We start from the raw sequence: 17,679 nt of genomic DNA, 5'->3' as shown, positions 1-17,679 counted from the left end.
TCCCTCGCTCTCCGGTCCGGTCATCGTGCGTCTTCGCACGTTGAGGCGGCGCGACCGTACCAAAACGTTCCCTCGCCGTAACGACGGGCCCGCAACGGTTCGAAACCGGCCGGCCAGCCGAATTCCCCGCCTCTGGTGCTGCGCTCCACGGTGACGAGGGCATCCTCGCTCAGCCAGCCCCCCGTGCGCAGTGTGAGGAGAATCTCGCGGAGCTCCTCGTCGGAGACGGCGTACGGCGGGTCGAGGAAGACCAGGTCGTACGGGTCGGCGGGCGCCGGTCCCGTCACGATCTGCTCCGCTTTGCCGGTGCGGAGTTCGGCGCCGGGCAGGCGGAGCGAGGCGATGTTCTCGCGGATGGTCTTCGCGGCGCGCGGCTCGGCCTCGACGAGCAGGGCGTGGGCGGCCCCCCGGGAGAGGGCTTCGAGGCCGACGGCGCCGGAGCCCGCGTACAGGTCGGCGACCCTTGCCCCGTCCAGGGTGCCGAGGAACGCCCCCCAGGTGGAGAAGAGGCCCTCACGCGCCCGGTCGGAGGTGGGTCGGGTGCCGGTGCCGGGCGGCACTGCCAGGCGGCGCCCGCCGGCGGTGCCGGCGATCACGCGAGTCATCGGTGTCCTCGTCCTGCGTCGTCCAGTGCGTCCGTCTCAGGATATGACCGCGGTCCGCACCGCGCGGTCAGCCCTTCTCCAGGTACTCCTCCCGGTCCTTGTCGAGCAGGGCGTCCAGGGCGGTCCTCAGCCCCGGGTGGGCGGTGAGGTCGGGGTCGGAGAGGACGAGGGCGGTGGCCTCCTCGCGGGCGGCGGCGATGACCTCCTCGTCGTCGATGACGGTGAGCACCCGCAGGGAGGAGCGGACGCCGGACTGGGCCTGGCCGAGGACGTCGCCCTCGCGGCGCTGTTCGAGGTCGATCCGGGAGAGCTCGAAGCCGTCGAGGGTGGCGGCGACGGCACCGAGGCGCTGGCGGGCGGGGGTGGCCTCGGGCATCTCGCTGACGAGGAGGCAGAGGCCGGGGGCGGAGCCGCGTCCGACGCGGCCGCGGAGCTGGTGGAGCTGCGAGACGCCGAAGCGGTCGGCGTCCATGATCACCATGGCGGTGGCGTTGGGGACGTTGACGCCGACCTCGATGACGGTGGTGGCGACGAGGACGTCGAGTTCGCCGGCGGCGAAGCGCCGCATGACGTCGTCCTTGTCGTCGGGGTGCATCCGGCCGTGCAGGACGGCGATCCGGAGTCCGGCGAGGGGGCCCGCGCCGAGCTTCTCGGCGACGTCGAGGACGGCGAGCGGAGGGCGCTTCTCGGCCTCGTCGGCGGCGGAGGGCCGGGACTTCTTCTTCTGGTCCTCCTCGTCGCCGATGCGCGGGCAGACCACGTACGCCTGGTGCCCCTTGCCGACCTCCTCGCGGACCCGCTCCCAGGCGCGCGCGAGGAAGTGCGGCTTGTCGGCGGCGGGGACGACATGGCTGGCGATCGGGGAGCGGCCGGCGGGGAGCTGGTCGAGGACGGAGGTCTCCAGGTCGCCGAAGACGGTCATGGCGACGGTGCGCGGGATGGGTGTGGCGGTCATCACCAGCAGGTGCGGGGGCTGCTTGCCCTTGCCCCGGAGGGCGTCGCGCTGCTCCACGCCGAAGCGGTGCTGCTCGTCGACGACGACCAGGCCCAGGTCGTGGAACCGGACCTTGTCCTCGATCAGCGCGTGGGTGCCGATGACGAGGCCGGCCTCGCCGGTGACCAGGTCGAGGAGGGCCTGACGGCGGGCCGCGGTGCCCATGGATCCGGTGAGCAGGACGACCTTGGTGGCCCGCTCGGCGCCGCCGAGCATCCCTCCCTCGGCGAGCTCGCCCATCATCTCGGTGACCGAGCGGTGGTGCTGCTGGGCGAGGACCTCGGTGGGGGCGAGCATCGCGGCCTGTCCCCCGGAGTCGACGACGGCGAGCATGGCGCGCAGCGCGACCATCGTCTTCCCGCTGCCCACCTCGCCCTGGAGGAGCCGGTGCATGGGGTGTTCGGTGGCGAGGTCGTCGAAGATCTCCTTGGAGACCTTCTGCTGGCCCTCGGTGAGGGTGAAGGGCAGCTTGGCGTCGAAGGCGTCGAGGATGCCGTCGGGGGCGGGGCGCCGGGCGACGGCGGGGAGCTGGGTGTCGGCGTGCCGGCGGCGGGCGAGGGCGACCTGGAGGACGAAGGCCTCGTCCCACTTGAGGCGCTCGCGGGCGGTGGCGATGTCGGCCTTGGTGCGGGGCCGGTGGATGAGCCGGAGGGCGTCGGGGAGTTCGGCGAGGCCGCGGCCCTCGCGCAGGGCGTCGGGGAGCGGGTCGACGGCGTCGACGGCGCTCGGCAGGACGGCGTCGACGGCCTTGGCGATCTTCCAGGACTCCAGTTTGGTGGTGGCCGGGTAGATCGGGATGAGCGCCCCGGCCCAGACGTCCACGGCCTCCTCGCTGTCGCCGCGGAGGAGTTCGTACGAGGGGTGGGCGAGCTGGAGGCGCCGGTTGAAGAGCGAGACCTTGCCGGCGAACATCGCCCGGGTGCCGGGCAGCAGGTCGTGGTGCGGCTTGTGCACGCCCTTGCCGAAGAAGACCAGCTGGAGGCGGCCGCTGCCGTCGGTGATGGTCACTTCGAGGCGCTGGCCGCGCCCCTTGGAGCCGTTGAAGGTGTGCACACGGGCGTCGGCGACCTGTGCGACCACCGTGACGTGCTCGTCGAGCGGCAGGTCGGCGAGGGTGGTCAGCTCCCCGCGCTCGGCGTACCGGCGGGGGTAGTGGTGGAGCAGGTCGCCGACCGTGTGCAGGTCGAGCGCCTCGGCCATGACCTTGGCGGTGGCGGGGCCGAGGGACTTCTTGAGTGGTTCGTCGAGCGCGGGCACGCGTTCCATTGCACACCACGGGACTGACACGCGTGCGGAGGGTCGGGGACGAGCGCCCGGAACGGGCGCCTATTCCACCCCGATGAGCAGCGGCGGGGCCCCCGCGCCGGCGTGGTACGTGGTGGTGTCGACGGCCAGGTAGCCGCGGCGGACGTGGGCCTCCAGGTCGGTGGCGAGCGCGGGCGGGGTGCCGTCGGCGACGACGAGGGTGACGAGTTCGCCGCCGGCGGAGAGCATCCGGTCCAGGACGGTGCGGGCGGTCTCGGTGAGGTCCTCGCCGATGACGGCGACGTCGCCCTCGATGAGGCCGAGGACGTCTCCGGCCTGGCAGACGCCGGCGGAGGTGAAGGACTGGCGTTCGGCGACGGCGAGTTCGGCGTAGCGGGTGGCTCCGGCGGCGGCCGTCATGGCGACGACGTCCTCGTCGAAGCGCCGGTCGGGTTCGTGGACGGCGAGGGCGGCGATGCCCTGGACGGCGGCCCGGGTCGGGATGAGGGCGACGCGGATGCCCTCGGCCCTGGCGCGTTCGGCGGCGGCGGTCGCGGTCTGCCGCAGGTCGGTGTCGTTGGGCAGGAGCACGACCTCGCGGGCGTGGGCCCGTCGGATCGCGTCGAGGAGTTCGTCCCCCGCGGGCTGTTCGCCGGGCCGGGTCCGTACGGTCGTGGCGCCCGCCTCGGCGCAGAGCCCCGCGAGGCCCTCTCCGGGGACGACGGCGACCACCGCGCGCTGGGCGCGCTCCCCGCGTCCGGCGGTCGCGGTCGCCTCGGCGGCGAAGTGGGTGATCCGGATGCGGTGCGGCCGGCCGGCCTCGACGCCGGCCTCGACGGCGGCACCCGCGTCGTCGACGTGGACGTGGACGTTCCACAGTCCGTCGCCGCCGACGACGACGAGGGACTCCCCCAGGGCGTCGAGCCGGCCCCGCAGGAGCTCCACGGCGGCGTCGTCGGCCTCCAGGAGGTAGATCACCTCGTAGGCGGGTCCGTCGGCGTCGTCGGTGGGGGGGCACTGCTCGCGGGGGGTGGGTGCGGCCGGCGCCGTTCCGGCGGGGGGAGGGCTCTGTCCGGTGACGGTTTCGAGGAGCGTGCCGAGGACGGTGACCAGGCCCCGGCCGCCCGCGTCGACGACTCCGGCGCGGGCGAGGACGTCGAGCTGGCCCGAGGTGGCTTCGAGGGCCCTCCTGGCCCCTTCGTGGGCGTTCCCGGCCACCTCGACGAGTCCGCCACCGCCGGCGCAGGCCGTGGCCGCGGCGGCGGCCACGGTGAGGATGGTGCCTTCCACGGGGTGGGCGACGGCCCGTCGCGCGGCGCTCGCGGCCTCGGCGAGCGCCCGGGCGAGGTGATCACCGTCACCTCCCCCGGCGAGGACGCCGGCCATGCCGCGGAGCAGCTGGGAGAGGATCGTCCCGGAGTTGCCGCGGGCGCCGAGCAGGGCGCCGTGCGCCATGGCCCGTACGGTCTCGGCGGTGTCGGGCGCGGAGGCCGCGAAGACGGCCTCGACGGCCTGGTGGGCGGCTTCCGCCGTCAGGTACAGGTTGGTGCCGGTGTCCCCGTCCGCCACGGGATAGACGTTGATCGCGTCGATCTCCTCGCGCTCCCGGCCGAGCGCGTCCAGCGTCCGCGCGCACCAGGACCTGACCGCTTCGGCGTCGAGCTCGACGAGCTCCTCGAAGGGGTGAAGGGCTCGCGACAACGGGGGTCCTCCTTCGGCGGTGAGCTCACCGCAGGGTAGACCCGGGGTGCCCCTCCCCCAAGCTCACGGCTTCGTTCGAGCTGGGGGGACCCCCGGTGACCGGGGCCCGGGGCGAGGTCCGCCCAGGCCGTGGTAGTTTCGTTCCACCGATGCAGGCGTTGTATGCTGCTTCGGTTGCCCGGTTCCACACCGGGCCATCCCCCGGCAAGCCACTTCAGACTCCTGATTCCGGTGCGCCGGATTTCACTGTAATTCTGAAGTCTTTGGAGTGACCCGTGGCTGCCAACTGCGACGTCTGCGGCAAGGGGCCGGGCTTCGGCAACAACATTTCGCACTCGCACCGCCGTACGCCCCGTCGCTGGAACCCGAACATCCAGCGCGTGCGTGCCGTGGTCGGTCGGACGCCGAAGCGGCTCAACGTCTGCACCTCGTGCATCAAGGCCGGCAAGGTTTCGCGCTAATTGCGGCGCGAGTTCTGTCGTAGCGCAGCCCCTGCGGTTGCCCTTGAGAGGCCGGTTCACCTAGGTGAACCGGCCTTTTGCCTTTCCCGGAGACGGTTGCCCGGACACGGTTGCCGGGGGCTGTTGCCCGGAGACCGTTGCCTCGGGGCGGACGGACGGGCCGCCGGTGTGAGCACCGGCAACCCCCTCAGTCCCTGAACCGCCAGCCGTGGTCGACCGGCCCGATGCCCGCGCCCAGCGCGAATCCGGCGCCGATGGCCCCTGTGACGTACTCCTTGGCCTCCCGTACCGCCTCCGGCACCGGGAGCCCCTTGGCGAGCCCGGACGCGACCGCCGAGGCGAGCGTGCAGCCCGTCCCGTGGGTGTGCCGGTTGTCGTGACGCGGGGCGCGCAGCCAGTGCTCCTCGGAGCCGTCCGTGAGCAGGTCCACGGCCTCCCGGCCGGTGGGCAGGTGCCCGCCCTTGATCAGGACCCAGTGCGGTCCGTACGACAGGATCGCCTCCGCCGCGACCCGCATGTCGCTCTCGTACACGACGTGCACGCCCGTGAGCTGCGTCACCTCGTCCAGGTTGGGGGTGGCGACGGTAGCCCGGGGCAGCAAGGCCCGGCGTACGGAGTCGAGCGCGCTCTCGGCGAGCAGCGGGTCCCCGTGCTTGGAGACGCCGACCGGGTCGACGACGACCGGGGCCCCGGTGTCCGCGAGGAGCTCGGCGACGGTCTCCACGAGCGTCGCAGAGGCGAGCATGCCGGTCTTCACGGCCTGGACGCCGATGTCGTCGACGACGGCCCGGTACTGGGCGCGTACGGCCTCCTCCGGCAGCTCCCAGACTCCCTGGACACCCCGTGAGTTCTGGGCGGTGACGGCGGTGACCACGCTCATGCCGTGGACGCCCAGCGCGAGCATCGCCTTCAGGTCGGCCTGGATGCCGGCGCCGCCGCCGGAGTCCGATCCGGCGACGGTCAGCACCAGCGGGGGCCGGGAGGTCACTCGGTCTCCCCGAAGTGGTCCCAGCCGCCCACGGCGTGCCAGGGCGCCCCGTCCACGGTGACCTGCGGCAGCGCGGAGGGGTTGAGGACCTCGCCGATGACCTTCCAGCGGGCGGGGAGCTTCACGTCCGGCGGGAAGGTGGCCACGATGGCGTGGTCCTCTCCCCCGGTGAGCACCCACTGCATGGGGTCGACGCCGACGGCCTGACCGATGTCGTTCATCTGGGTCGGGATGTCGATGAGCCCGGAGCGCAGGTCGATGCGGACCTTGCTGGCCTCGGCGATGTGCCCGAGGTCGGCGATGAGGCCGTCGCTGACGTCGCACATGGCGGTGGCGCCGAGACCGGCGGCGGCGGGTCCCGCGTGGTACGGCGGTTCGGGCCTGCGGTGGGCCTCGACGAAGGCCCGGGGGGAGCGGAAGCCCCGGGAGAGGACCGCGTATCCGGCGGCGGACCAGCCGAGCCAGCCGGTGTAGGCGACGACGTCGCCGGGCTGGGCGCCGCCCCGGGTGACCGGGTCGTGGTTGCGGAGGTCGCCGAGGGCGGTGATGGAGACCATGATCGTGTCGCCGCGGACGACGTCGCCGCCGACCACCGCCGCGCCCGCGACCTGACATTCGTCGCGCAGGCCGTCCATGAGTTCGGTGGGCCAGGTGACGGGGAGTTCGGCGGGGACGACGAGGCCGAGGAGGAGCGCGGTGGGGACCGCGCCCATGGCGGCGATGTCGGCGAGGTTCTGTGCCGCGGCCTTGCGGCCGACGTCGTACGCCGTCGACCAGTCGCGGCGGAAGTGACGTCCTTCGAGGAGGATGTCCGTGCTGGCCACCACGCGCCGGTCGGGGGCGGAGACGACCGCGGCGTCGTCGCCCGGCCCGATCCGTACCGCCGGGGTGGAGGTGAGCCGGGACGTGAGCTCCCTGATGAGCCCGAACTCGCCGAGCTCTCCGACTGTGCCCTTCACCGCGCCTCACCTCGTGTCTTCGTGCCGGCCGGCGGGCGGGTGCGCGTCTGTGCGCGCCGCGGGTCGCGGGCCGTCACCGTGCTGGGTACCGTCAAGTAGACCGTCAACTTCTGTCCTGCGTACGCCACCCCGCGAGCGCCTCGGGACACGCAGGTCTCCCCGCGGCCCGCGGCGACGCGGTACCGTGGCGTCCCTTTCTCCCACAAGATCCTCGTGGTCGCCCTGGAGGTTCCGTGGTTCAGGCGTACATCCTCATTCAGACCGAGGTGGGCAAGGCGTCGATCGTCGCCGACACCATCTCCAAGATCCCGGGGGTGCTCCAGGCGGAAGACGTGACCGGCCCGTACGACGTCATCGTGCGCGCGCAGGCGGACACGGTCGACGAGCTCGGCCGCATGGTGGTCGCCAAGGTCCAGCAAGTGGACGGCATCACGCGCACCCTCACCTGCCCGGTCGTTCATCTGTAGCCCCCGTCTACGCTTGGCCGGTGAAGTCATCCCACCGGCCCTTCGGCCTGCCCGCCGCCGTGACGGCAGCCGTGTCGCTGCTGGCCGTCGCCGGCTGCTCCTCGCCGGACGCCGCGGCGTCCGTCGTGGTACCCAGCCCCCCGGCGGCGGAGGCCGCCTTCTGCCAGGCCCTGGCGAAGGAGCTTCCCGACACCGTGGCGGGGCTGGAGCGGAGTGACCCTGAGCCCGGCTCCGAGCTGACCGCCGGTTGGGGTGACGGTGCGATCGTACTGCGCTGCGGGGTGCCCCGGCCCGAAAAGATGAGCGATCCCAAAGCGCAGGGCATCGGGGCGAACGGCGTCGACTGGATGCTGGAGCGCCCCGAGGGCGGCGGGCCCCGTTTCACCACGACGTACCGGAAGACGTACGTCGAGGTCACGCTCGGCGAGCAGTACACGCACGACATGACGCCGCTCGCGGATCTCGCCGATCCCGTACGGAAGACCGTGCCGTCCAGCCTCTGAGGGCGGCGGCACGGTCTTCCGGGGTGCGGGGACGGGCCCCAGGGGTCAGCGCAGGCCCGTGGAGCGGGTCAGCGCGGCCTGGATGAGGCGGTCGACGAGCTCGGAGTAGTCGACGCCGCTCGCCTGCCACATGCGCGGGTACATGGAGATCGGGGTGAAGCCCGGCATGGTGTTGATCTCGTTGATCACGAACTCGCCGTCCTCGGTCAGGAAGAAGTCGGCGCGGACCAGGCCCTCGCAGGAGACGGCCTCGTAGGCGGCGACGGCGAGACGCTGGATCTCGGCGGTGGCCTCGTCCCCGATCGGGGCGGGCACGATGCCGGAGGCCGAGTCGATGTACTTGGCCTCGAAGTCGTAGAAGTCGTGGTCGGTGACCGGCGGGATCTCGGCCGGAACGCTGGCGCGCGGGCCGTCCTCGAACTCCAGGACGCCGCACTCGATCTCGCGGCCGCGCAGCAGCGACTCGACGAGGATCTTGGGGTCGTGGCGACGGGCCTCCTCGATGGCCTCGTCGAGGCCGGAGAGGTCGTCGACCTTGGTGATGCCCATGGAGGAGCCGCCGCGGGCCGGCTTCACGAAGAGCGGCCAGCCGTGGTCGGCGGCGAACTCGACGATCTTCTTGCGGGCGGCGGCCGGGTTCTGCTCCCACTCGCGGGGGCGGATGACCTCGTACGGTCCGACGGGCAGGCCGAAGGAGACGAAGACCCGCTTCATGTACTCCTTGTCCTGGCCGACGGCGGAGGCGAGGACGCCCGCGCCGACGTAGGGGACGCCGGAGAGTTCCAGGAGGCCCTGGAGGGTGCCGTCCTCGCCGTACGGGCCGTGGAGCATCGGGAAGACCACGTCGACCTCGCCGAGGGCCTTCGGCACGGCGCCGGGCTCGGTGAGCACGACCTCGCGGTTGGCGGGGTCGACGGAGAGGACGACGCCGCCCTCGCCGGACTCGGCCAGGTCGGCGACGTTCGGCAGGGCGCGGTCGGCGATGGCCATGCGCTCGGGGGCGTCGGCGGTGAGCGCCCAGCGCCCGTCCGTCGTGATGCCGATGGGCAGCACGTCGTACTTGTCCCGGTCGATGGCGCTCAGGACGGCGCCCGCCGTGACGACGGAGATGGCGTGCTCGGAGCTGCGTCCGCCGAAGACGACGGCCACGCGGGGCTTGCGGGGGCTCTGGGTGTTCTCGCTCATATCGCGATGAGCGTACCTTGCGACTCCCGAACGGCCTTGCGCCCCGCTCCCCCGCGCGTCCGGGTCGGCGGGGCGAGGGGGCGCGGGGCGGCTCCGGCGCTCAGCGGCGTTCGGCCTTGGCGCTGCGCGACATCAGTTCCTTCAGGGCGACGATCGGCGGCTTCCCGTCGTGGACGATGGAGACGACGGTCTCGGTGATGGGCATGTCGACGCCGTGGCGGCGGCCCAGATCGAGCACGGACTCGCAGGACTTGACGCCCTCGGCGGTCTGCTTGGTGGCCGCGATGGTCTCCTGGAGGGTCATCCCGCGGCCGAGGTTGGTGCCGAAGGTGTTGTTCCGGGAGAGCGGCGAGGAGCAGGTGGCGACGAGGTCGCCGAGGCCCGCGAGACCGGAGAAGGTCAGCGGGTCGGCGCCCATGGCGAGGCCGAGGCGGGTGGTCTCCGCGAGGCCGCGGGTGATGAGCGTGGCCTTGGAGTTGTCGCCGAGGCCCATGCCGTTGGCGATGCCGACGGCGAGGCCGATGACGTTCTTGACCGCGCCGCCGAGCTCGCAGCCCACCACGTCGGTGTTGGTGTACGGGCGGAAGTACGGGGTCATGCAGGCGGTCTGGATCCGCTGGGCGACCGTCTCGTCGACGCAGGCGACGACGGCGGCGGCGGGCTGCCGGGTGGCGATCTCCTTGGCCAGGTTGGGGCCGGTGAGGACGGCGACGCGCTCGGCGGGCACGTCGGCGACCTCGGTGATCACCTCGCTCATCCGCTTGGCGGTGCCGAGTTCGACGCCCTTCATGAGGGAGACGAGGACGGTGTCGGGCGCGAGCACCGGCGCCCAGGCGGCGAGGTTGCCGCGCAGGGTCTGGGAGGGCACGACGAGGACGGTGAAGTCGGCGTCGTGGGCGGCCTCCGCGGGGTCGGCGGTGGCCGTGATCGCCGCGGGGAGTTCGACGCCGGGCAGATAGTCGGGGTTGACCCGGGTGGCGTTGATCTCCTTGGCGAGTTCGGCGCGGCGGCCCCAGAGGCTCACCTCGCAGCCCGCGTCGGCGAGCACCATCGCGAACGCGGTGCCCCAGGATCCGTTGCCGAAGACGGCTGCCTTGGTCACTTGGTGCCCCCTTCTGCGGCCTTGCGCCGCTGCTCCAGGCGCGCCCTGCGGTGGTCGTACGGTTCGGCGGGCGCCTGCTCGCCGCGGATCTGCTCCAGGAGGGCGGTGACGGCGGCCATGATGACCTCGGTGGCCTCGCGGAGCACCTCGGGCGTGGGCTCGAGTCCGTAGAAGCGGGAGAGGTCGACGGGCGGACCCGCCTGCACGGTCAGCGTCTTGCGGGGGAACAGGCTGAGCTTGTTCTCCTTGGCGTACGGCGGCATCGCCAGGTTGGCGCCCCACTGGGCCACCGGGACGACGGGGGCACGGGTGAGCAGCGCGACGCGCGCGGCACCGGTCTTGCCCGCCATGGGCCACTGGTCGGGGTCCCGGGTCAGGGTGCCCTCGGGGTAGAAGGCGACGCACTCGCCGCGCTCGATGGCGTCGACGGCGGCGCGGAACGCGTCGAGCGCGTTGGTCGTCTCCCGGTAGACGGGGATCTGTCCGGTGCCGCGCAGCATCATGCCGACGAAGGGGGTCTTGAAGAGACCCGCCTTGGCGAGAAGGCGCGGGACCCGGCCGGTGTTGTACTGGTAGTGCGCGTAGGACAGCGGGTCCAGGTAGGAGTTGTGGTTGACCGCGGTGATGAATCCGCCGTCGGCCGGAATGTGCTCCATACCGCGCCAGTCCCGCTTGAACAGAACCACCAGGGGGGGTTTGGCGATGACCGCCGCGAGGCGGTACCAGAAGCCGATTCTGCGGCGGGGCACTCGGACACCTTTCTCCGGGGCTGGCTGGCAGGGGGTCAAGTGTCGCCCCATGCTCCTGCTCTGTCGAGTGACACCGTACGCCCCGGGCCCTTCGGCGGGGCTCGTGGGCGGGACAGAATGGGCCCCGATGAAGACACTGCACCCGATGCGCGCGGCTGCGGACGAGGGCTGGTCCCTGGTCGTCCCCCTGAAGCCCCTTGCCCTGGCGAAGAGCAGGCTGGCCGCGGCGGCCGGGCCCCGGCTGCGCCCCAGGCTCGCGCTGGCGTTCGCCGAGGACACCGTCGGGGCGGTGCTGAACTGCGCGCGGGTACGGGATGTGGCGGTCGTCACGGACGATCCCACCGCCTCGGAGGCGCTCGCCGCCCTGGGCGCGCGCATCGTGCCGGACACCCCGGCGGCGGGGCTCAACGCGGCGCTCGCGCACGGGGTCCGTGCCGTGCGGTCGCTGCGGCCGTGGGCGCGGGTGGCCGCGCTCAACGCGGATCTGCCGGCACTGCGTCCGGAGGAGCTGACCCGGGTCCTGGACACGGCCGGGAAATTTCCGAGGGCTTTTCTCGCGGATGCCGCCGAAATAGGTACGACATTCCTCTCGGCGGGTCCCGGGGTGGAATTGGAACCGGCATTCGGAGGTGCGTCGCGCCTCCGGCATTTGTCTTCCGGAGCGGTGGAAATCCGGCTGGCCGGAGTGGATTCCGTACGCCGGGACGTGGACACCGGTGAGGATCTGGCGGCGGCCCGGGAGCTGGGGCTCGGCCCCCGGACGGCCGCCCGTTGGCTGCCGGCGGCCGGATAGGCTGCGGTCCATGCAGGCGACCGCGTTCACGTACGACTCCGAGACCCGCAGCGGCAGTGTGCTGCTCGACGACGGCACCCCCGTGGAGTTCGGGGCGGAGGCCTTCGAGGCGGGTGGGCTGCGGCTGCTGCGGCCGGGGCAGCGGGTACGGATCGAGGCCGAGCCGGGCACGTCCGGGGCCGGCCTGCGGATCACCCTGGTGACGCTCCAGACCTTCTGATCCCCGGGCTCGCGGCCGGGATTTCCGGCCGTACCCGGCCGGTGTCCGGTCCGGCGCCGCCGCCTCGGGGTCCCGGACGCGCCGCGGGCCGGGCTCCCTGGGGGAAGCCCGGCCCGGCGGGTGTCTACCGCTCGTCCTACTTCTTGGCGGCGGTCTTCTTGGCGGTCGTCTTGCGCGCCGTCGTCTTCTTGGCGGGCGCCTTCGTCGCCGTGGCCTTCTTCGCGGCCGGCGCGGTCTTCTTGGCCGTGACCTTGGTCGCCTTCTTCGCGGCGGCCGTGGTGGTCTTCTTGGCGGCGGCGGAGGTCTTCTTCGCCGCGGCGGTGGTGGTCTTCTTGGCGGGGGTCGCCTTCTTCGCGGCCGCCGTGGTGGTCTTCTTGGCGGGGGTCGCCTTCTTCGCGGCCGCCGTGGTGACCTTCTTCGCCGGGGTCGCCTTCTTCGCGGCGGCCTTCTTGGCGGTGCTGGCCTTCTTGGCGGCGGCCTTCTTCACGGTCGCCGAGGCGGCGCCGCCGGTCAGGCTGCCCTTGGGCGCCTTCTTGACGGAGACCTCGCCTCCCTTGGGGAGCTTCTTCGAGCCGCTGACCAGGTCCTTGAAGCCCTGACCGGCACGGAAGCGCGGGACCGAGGTCTTCTTGACCCGCACCCGCTCACCCGTCTGCGGGTTGCGGGCGTAGCGGGCCGGACGGTCGACCTTCTCGAACGAGCCGAAACCCGTCACCGAGACCCGGTCGCCGGCGACCACGGCACGCACGATGGCGTCGAGCACGTGGTCGACGGCTTCGGCGGCCTGCTGACGACCGCCCATCTTGTCGGCAATCGCTTCTACGAGCTGCGCCTTGTTCACGTCTTCCCCTTCGGAGACATTGCCAGAACGAAAGTGTTCAAGCTTTTTCGCACGTTAGGCATGTATATACCGCAAATCAAACACGAAACGGGCTAATCACCCTAGTGCCGCAACGCGGAAGATCCGATGCGGAGTTCTTGGTGTCAGTCGTCCTCTGGGAATCGGCCCTCGTCGAGGTCCTTCATCAACCGGTCCAGACGCGTTGCCGCGTCCTTGAGATCGTGCTTCGCCGCGGCCGTCACGACCAGCAGCTTCCGGGACAGCGCCATCCTTACGCCCTCCGGGACTTGCAGTGAGCGCACTCTTGTGTGCGCTTCCTTCAATCGGGCGGCGACTGACTCGTAGAGCTCGAGTTGGCTGTCGCGTTCCATGCACCGATTGTGCCATCTAGGGCGAGTTGTCGCCCGACAGGGTCTCAACAAGCGACTGCGCCCCCCACCGGGCGGTGGGGGGCGCAGTCTGGGAAAAGCGCTGCTCAGACCGTAATTGTACGGGGCTTGTGGGCCGGTCGTGCCGCCTCGTAGGCCGCGATGTCGGCTTCGTTCTGAAGGGTGAGGCTGATGTCGTCGAGTCCGTTCAGGAGACGCCAGCGGGCGTTCTCGTCGAGCTCGAAGTCGGCGTCGATCCCGGCGGCCAGGACCTTCCGCTGCTCCAGGTCGACGGTGATCTCGGCGGTCGGGTCGGCCTCGGTCAGCTCCCAGAGCGCGTCGACCGTCTCCTGCGGCAGGACCACGGTGAGCAGGCCGTTCTTCAGCGAGTTGCCGCGGAAGATGTCGGCGAAGCGGGCGGAGATCACGGTCTGGAAGCCGTAGTTCTGGAGCGCCCAGACGGCGTGCTCACGGGAGGAGCCGGTGCCGAAGTCGGGGCCGGCCACCAGGACCGAGGCGCCCTGCCGCTCGGGGCGGTTGAGGATGAACTCGGAGTCCTTGCGCCAGGCCTCGAAGAGGCCGTCCTCGAAGCCGTCGCGGGTGACCTTCTTCAGCCAGTGCGCGGGGATGATCTGGTCGGTGTCGACGTTGCTGCGGCGCAGCGGGACGGCCCGGCCGGTGTGCGTGGTGAAAGCTTCCATGGTTCCTCAGACCCCCGCGGTGGTGGCGACGTCGGACAGATCGGCCGGGGAGGCCAGATGGCCCAGAACGGCGGTGGCGGCGGCGACCTGGGGGGAGACCAGGTGGGTCCGGCCGCCCTTGCCCTGCCGGCCCTCGAAGTTGCGGTTGGAGGTGGACGCGGAGCGCTCACCGGGAGCCAGTTGGTCGGGGTTCATGCCCAGGCACATCGAGCAGCCCGCGTGCCGCCATTCGGCGCCGGACTCCTTGAAGACCTTGTCCAGACCCTCCTCGACGGCCTGCAGGGCGACGCGCACCGAGCCGGGGACGACCAGCATGCGGACGCCGTCGGCGACCTTGCGGCCCTCCAGCAGGGCGGCGGCGTTGCGCAGGTCCTCGATGCGGCCGTTGGTGCAGGAGCCTACGAAGACGGTGTCGACCTTGATGTCGCGCAGCGGCTGCCCGGCGGTCAACCCCATGTACTCCAGGGCCTTTTCGGCGGCCAGGCGCTCCGAAGCGTCTTCGTACGAAGCCGGGTCGGGGACGTTCGCCGAAAGCGGCGCGCCCTGGCCGGGGTTGGTGCCCCAGGTGACGAACGGCGCGAGCGAGGCGGCGTCGATGACGACCTCGGCGTCGAAGACCGCGTCCTCGTCGGACTTGAGGGTCTTCCAGTACGCGACGGCCGCGTCCCAGTCCTCGCCCTCGGGGGCGTGGGCACGACCCTTCAGATAGGCGAAGGTGGTCTCGTCGGGGGCGATCATGCCCGCGCGGGCGCCGGCCTCGATCGACATGTTGCAGATGGTCATCCGGGACTCCATCGAGAGCTTCTCGATGGCGGAGCCGCGGTATTCCAGGATGTAGCCCTGGCCGCCGCCGGTGCCGATCTTGGTGATGATCGCCAGGATCAGGTCCTTGGCGGTGACGTCCTCGGGCAGCTCGCCGTCGATCGTGATGGCCATGGTCCTGGGGCGGGCCAGCGGCAGCGTCTGGGTGGCGAGCACGTGCTCGACCTGGCTGGTGCCGATGCCGAACGCCAGCGCGCCGAAGGCGCCGTGCGTGGAGGTGTGCGAGTCGCCGCAGACGACGGTGGTGCCGGGCTGGGTCAGGCCCAGCTGCGGTCCCACGACGTGGACGACGCCCTGCTCGACGTCGCCCAGCGGGTGCAGCCGGACGCCGAACTCGGCACAGTTCTTCCGGAGGGTCTCCAGCTGTGCGCGGGAGACCGGGTCGGCGATCGGCTTGTCGATGTCGAGGGTCGGGGTGTTGTGGTCCTCGGTGGCGATGGTGAGGTCGAGGCGCCGCACCTGCCGGCCGTTCTGGCGCAGGCCGTCGAAGGCCTGGGGGCTGGTCACCTCGTGCAGCAGGTGCAGATCGATGAAGAGGAGGTCGGGCTCGCCCTCGGCGCGCCGGACGACATGGTCGTCCCAGACCTTCTCCGCGAGTGTCCTACCCATCGCTTTCCCTCCGGCCGACGTCTACGCCGGCACAACTAGAGACCCGTTTCGCGGGCCGTTGTGCGGCCGCCTCACCAGAGTGACAAGTTCCGCAGGAAATTGAACTTGCGTTTCACAGAGTGAGACGCGAATATCGTTGCATGGACAACTCTAGCGGCGTAGGCGTTCTCGACAAGGCAGCCCTTGTCCTGAGCGCCCTGGAGTCCGGTCCGGCCACCCTCGCAGGACTGGTCGCGGCGACGGGACTCGCACGACCCACGGCACACCGACTGGCCGTGGCACTGGAACACCACCGGATGGTGGCGCGTGACATGCAGGGCCGGTTCATCCTCGGACCGCGCCTCGCGGAGCTCGCCGCCGCGGCCGGCGAGGACCGTCTGCTCGCGACCGCCGGCCCGGTGCTCACGCATCTGCGCGACGTCACCGGCGAGAGCGCCCAGCTCTACCGGCGCCAGGGCGACATGCGCATCTGCGTGGCGGCGGCCGAGCGTCTCTCGGGCCTCCGGGACACCGTCCCGGTCGGCTCGACGCTGACGATGAAGGCCGGCTCGTCGGCGCAGATCCTGATGGCCTGGGAGGAGCCCGAGCGGCTCCACCGCGGCCTCCAGGGCGCCCGTTTCACGGCGACGGCCCTGTCGGGCGTACGGCGCCGCGGCTGGGCCCAGTCGATCGGTGAGCGGGAGCCGGGCGTCGCGTCCGTCTCCGCGCCCGTACGCGGCCCGTCGAACCGCGTGGTGGCCGCCGTCTCGGTCTCCGGGCCGATCGAGCGTCTGACGCGCCACCCGGGCCGTATGCACGCCCAGGCGGTCATCGACGCCGCCGCCCGTCTCTCCGAGGCGCTCCGCCGCACCGGCTGACGCTCTCCCTGTCTTCTGTTCGTCCCGGCCCACCGCTTCAACGCCGCAGCGGTGGGCCGGACTTGTGCCCCCGGCACGGAACAGCGAAGAAGCCCTCCCCCGAAGGGAAGGGCTTCTTCGTCTTGTACCCCCGACCGGATTCGAACCGGCGCTACCGCCTTGAGAGGGCGGCGTGCTAGGCCGCTACACAACGGGGGCCTTGCGGATCAGATCCGCGGTGCAGATAAAGCTCTGCGAGCTGGCCTACCTGGACTCGAACCAAGAATGACGGTACCAGAAACCGTAGTGTTGCCAATTACACCATAGGCCATGGTGGTTACACCGTACCCCCGACCGGATTCGAACCGGCGCTACCGCCTTGAGAGGGCGGCGTGCTAGGCCGCTACACAACGGGGGCCCTAGCGATCCCACCCGGTCGAAACCGGGTGATGTCACCGTAGATCCACTGGGAGCTACCCAAGTGACCTACAGGATGGATCAGTACCCCCGACCGGATTCGAACCGGCGCTACCGCCTTGAGAGGGCGGCGTGCTAGGCCGCTACACAACGGGGGCTTGTGGATGCCATCCACGATTTGCAGATAAAGCTCTGCGAGCTGGCCTACCTGGACTCGAACCAAGACTAACGGAACCAGAAACCGTCGTGCTGCCAATTACACCATAGGCCACCGGGGCAATGTCCCCACCAGGGAGGATCTTGCTCGGCTTGCGCTTTCCGGGTTCTTGCCTTTCGGCTTGTTCCCCTCGGCGCAGGAAGAACATTACCCGAAGGTGGACGGTGCTCCAAAACGGGTATGCCCGCCGAGCAGGGCCGGGAGCTGGCGGAGGTCCGTGATGCGGTGCAGTTCGGGCCTGCCGCCGGTGTCCGCGCGGTCCAGCCAGATGCCCCGCAGCCCGGCCTCCACCGCGCCCCTGGCGTCGATGTCGGGCTGGTCCCCCACGTAGGCCACCTCGCCCGGACGCAGGTCAAGGGCGGTACAGGCCGCGTGGAAGGCCTCGGGGGCCGGTTTGGCCACCCCGAGCTCCGCGGCGCAGAGAACGGCCTCGAAGCGGTCGCGTACGCCGAGGACCCGGAGCTTGCGCTCCTGGTTGTGGAGGCTGGAGTTCGACAGGATCCCGTGGCGGTAGTCGTCGGCCAGCAGGTCCAGGACGGGGACGGTGTCGGGGAAGAGCTCCCAGGCCGCCTCGTAGTGGGAGACGTACCGCTCGAACCAGTCGTCGGCCTCGGCGGCGGTGAGGCCCGGCCGCGCCAGGAAGTCCCGGACGCGCTCCCGGCGCTGCTCCTGGAAGTCGACCCCGCCGGCCTCGAAGATGCGCCAGTGGATCGCCGTGAGCTCCCGCCAACGACGAAGGGCCTGGTCGACGGAGTCGAATCCGTCCACCAGGCCCTCGGCCGTCAGGTGCGCGCTCATGCCGACGTGGTCGGCGCGGGCGTAGTCGAAGATCGTGTCGTCGACGTCCCACAGCACCGCGCGGATGGTCATGGCTCGACCGTACCGCGCGGGAGGGG

At 71.5% G+C, this 17,679-nt stretch carries 19 protein-coding genes and 5 tRNA genes; 6 read left to right on the top strand and 18 right to left on the bottom strand.

Features of this window, described 5'->3' with window-relative positions; translation table 11 throughout:
• Positions 1-20: 20 nt before the first annotated feature.
• The 3 genes from rsmD to IE311_RS08160 all read right to left on the bottom strand — a co-directional run bounded on the left by rsmD (position 21) and on the right by IE311_RS08160 (position 4,545).
• On the bottom strand, positions 21-605 hold the full coding sequence (gene rsmD, locus IE311_RS08170) for a 16S rRNA (guanine(966)-N(2))-methyltransferase RsmD (protein ID WP_189830900.1): 585 nt from the start codon (positions 603-605) through the stop codon (positions 21-23).
• Positions 606-672: 67 nt separating this feature from the next.
• Positions 673-2,865, bottom strand: coding sequence for an ATP-dependent DNA helicase RecG (recG, locus tag IE311_RS08165; protein ID WP_189830899.1), 2,193 nt, complete (start codon positions 2,863-2,865; stop codon positions 673-675).
• 60 nt (positions 2,866-2,925) lie between these two features.
• Positions 2,926-4,545: a DAK2 domain-containing protein gene (locus tag IE311_RS08160; protein ID WP_189830898.1), complete on the bottom strand. Its 1,620-nt coding sequence runs from the start codon at positions 4,543-4,545 to the stop codon at positions 2,926-2,928.
• Positions 4,546-4,820: 275 nt separating this feature from the next.
• Here IE311_RS08160 and rpmB point away from each other — a divergent pair, with 275 nt between their 5' ends.
• Positions 4,821-5,006: a 50S ribosomal protein L28 gene (gene rpmB / locus IE311_RS08155; protein WP_015036441.1), complete on the top strand. Its 186-nt coding sequence runs from the start codon at positions 4,821-4,823 to the stop codon at positions 5,004-5,006.
• Positions 5,007-5,193: 187 nt separating this feature from the next.
• On the opposite strand, the gene thiD is transcribed toward rpmB, so the two are convergent.
• Complete coding sequence (thiD, locus tag IE311_RS08150) at positions 5,194-5,994, bottom strand: bifunctional hydroxymethylpyrimidine kinase/phosphomethylpyrimidine kinase (protein ID WP_189830897.1); 801 nt, start codon at positions 5,992-5,994, stop codon at positions 5,194-5,196.
• A complete protein-coding gene (locus tag IE311_RS08145; protein ID WP_053644559.1) occupies positions 5,991-6,953 on the bottom strand; it encodes a thiamine-phosphate kinase in 963 nt (320 codons plus the stop codon). The genes thiD and IE311_RS08145 overlap by 4 nt, the downstream gene beginning before the upstream one ends.
• Before the next feature lie 233 nt (positions 6,954-7,186).
• On the opposite strand from IE311_RS08145, the gene IE311_RS08140 reads away from it, so the two are divergent.
• Positions 7,187-7,420 carry an Lrp/AsnC family transcriptional regulator gene (locus IE311_RS08140; RefSeq protein ID WP_073819077.1) on the top strand — a complete coding sequence of 78 codons (234 nt, stop codon included), beginning with the start codon at positions 7,187-7,189 and terminating at the stop codon, positions 7,418-7,420.
• Positions 7,421-7,440: 20 nt separating this feature from the next.
• A complete protein-coding gene (locus tag IE311_RS08135; RefSeq protein WP_189830896.1) occupies positions 7,441-7,923 on the top strand; it encodes a DUF3515 domain-containing protein in 483 nt (160 codons plus the stop codon).
• Between the two features lie 45 nt (positions 7,924-7,968).
• Here IE311_RS08135 and IE311_RS08130 read toward each other — a convergent pair whose 3' ends face one another.
• From IE311_RS08130 to IE311_RS08120, 3 genes are all read right to left on the bottom strand, one after another.
• The gene (locus IE311_RS08130; RefSeq protein WP_189830895.1) at positions 7,969-9,108 is read right to left on the bottom strand and encodes a D-alanine--D-alanine ligase family protein; all 1,140 of its coding nucleotides are present in this window, start codon (positions 9,106-9,108) and stop codon (positions 7,969-7,971) included.
• Between the two features lie 100 nt (positions 9,109-9,208).
• Complete coding sequence (locus tag IE311_RS08125; protein ID WP_189830894.1) at positions 9,209-10,210, bottom strand: NAD(P)H-dependent glycerol-3-phosphate dehydrogenase; 1,002 nt, start codon at positions 10,208-10,210, stop codon at positions 9,209-9,211.
• Positions 10,207-10,959 carry a lysophospholipid acyltransferase family protein gene (locus tag IE311_RS08120; protein ID WP_189830893.1) on the bottom strand — a complete coding sequence of 251 codons (753 nt, stop codon included), beginning with the start codon at positions 10,957-10,959 and terminating at the stop codon, positions 10,207-10,209. The genes IE311_RS08125 and IE311_RS08120 overlap by 4 nt, the downstream gene beginning before the upstream one ends.
• 127 nt (positions 10,960-11,086) lie before the next feature.
• Between IE311_RS08120 and cofC the strand changes: the two genes are divergently transcribed.
• A complete protein-coding gene (gene cofC / locus IE311_RS08115) occupies positions 11,087-11,752 on the top strand; it encodes a 2-phospho-L-lactate guanylyltransferase (protein WP_189830892.1) in 666 nt (221 codons plus the stop codon).
• 10 nt (positions 11,753-11,762) lie between these two features.
• The gene (locus tag IE311_RS08110; RefSeq protein ID WP_187623067.1) at positions 11,763-11,972 is read left to right on the top strand and encodes a hypothetical protein; all 210 of its coding nucleotides are present in this window, start codon (positions 11,763-11,765) and stop codon (positions 11,970-11,972) included.
• 136 nt (positions 11,973-12,108) lie between these two features.
• On the opposite strand, the gene IE311_RS08105 is transcribed toward IE311_RS08110, so the two are convergent.
• From IE311_RS08105 to leuC, 4 genes are all read right to left on the bottom strand, one after another.
• On the bottom strand, positions 12,109-12,813 hold the full coding sequence (locus tag IE311_RS08105; RefSeq protein WP_189830891.1) for an HU family DNA-binding protein: 705 nt from the start codon (positions 12,811-12,813) through the stop codon (positions 12,109-12,111).
• A gap of 143 nt (positions 12,814-12,956) precedes the next feature.
• Positions 12,957-13,184 carry an SCO5555 family protein gene (locus IE311_RS08100; RefSeq protein WP_030325570.1) on the bottom strand — a complete coding sequence of 76 codons (228 nt, stop codon included), beginning with the start codon at positions 13,182-13,184 and terminating at the stop codon, positions 12,957-12,959.
• A 104-nt stretch (positions 13,185-13,288) separates the two neighbouring features.
• Positions 13,289-13,882, bottom strand: a complete 594-nt coding sequence (gene leuD, locus IE311_RS08095) for a 3-isopropylmalate dehydratase small subunit (protein WP_030206236.1) — start codon at positions 13,880-13,882, stop codon at positions 13,289-13,291.
• 6 nt (positions 13,883-13,888) lie between these two features.
• Positions 13,889-15,313, bottom strand: a complete 1,425-nt coding sequence (gene leuC / locus IE311_RS08090) for a 3-isopropylmalate dehydratase large subunit (protein ID WP_189830890.1) — start codon at positions 15,311-15,313, stop codon at positions 13,889-13,891.
• Positions 15,314-15,453: 140 nt separating this feature from the next.
• Here leuC and ndgR point away from each other — a divergent pair, with 140 nt between their 5' ends.
• The gene (gene ndgR, locus IE311_RS08085) at positions 15,454-16,170 is read left to right on the top strand and encodes an IclR family transcriptional regulator NdgR (RefSeq protein WP_015036427.1); all 717 of its coding nucleotides are present in this window, start codon (positions 15,454-15,456) and stop codon (positions 16,168-16,170) included.
• A gap of 125 nt (positions 16,171-16,295) precedes the next feature.
• Here the strand turns inward: ndgR and IE311_RS08080 are convergent.
• From IE311_RS08080 to IE311_RS08055, 6 genes are all read right to left on the bottom strand, one after another.
• Positions 16,296-16,368: transfer RNA gene (locus IE311_RS08080), tRNA-Glu, on the bottom strand.
• A gap of 40 nt (positions 16,369-16,408) precedes the next feature.
• Positions 16,409-16,480 (bottom strand) — tRNA-Gln (locus IE311_RS08075).
• Positions 16,481-16,494: 14 nt separating this feature from the next.
• Positions 16,495-16,567: transfer RNA gene (locus IE311_RS08070), tRNA-Glu, on the bottom strand.
• 84 nt (positions 16,568-16,651) lie between these two features.
• A tRNA-Glu gene (locus IE311_RS08065) sits at positions 16,652-16,724 on the bottom strand.
• Positions 16,725-16,765: 41 nt separating this feature from the next.
• Positions 16,766-16,837 (bottom strand) — tRNA-Gln (locus IE311_RS08060).
• Between the two features lie 93 nt (positions 16,838-16,930).
• Positions 16,931-17,653: an HAD family hydrolase gene (locus IE311_RS08055; protein ID WP_189830889.1), complete on the bottom strand. Its 723-nt coding sequence runs from the start codon at positions 17,651-17,653 to the stop codon at positions 16,931-16,933.
• Positions 17,654-17,679 lie beyond the last annotated feature (26 nt).

Origin of the sequence: Streptomyces zaomyceticus, from assembly GCF_014656215.1 — a bacterium.
In the GTDB taxonomy this organism is placed as follows: domain Bacteria; phylum Actinomycetota; class Actinomycetes; order Streptomycetales; family Streptomycetaceae; genus Streptomyces; species Streptomyces zaomyceticus.
This window is presented reverse-complemented; position numbering and strand designations above follow the sequence as displayed.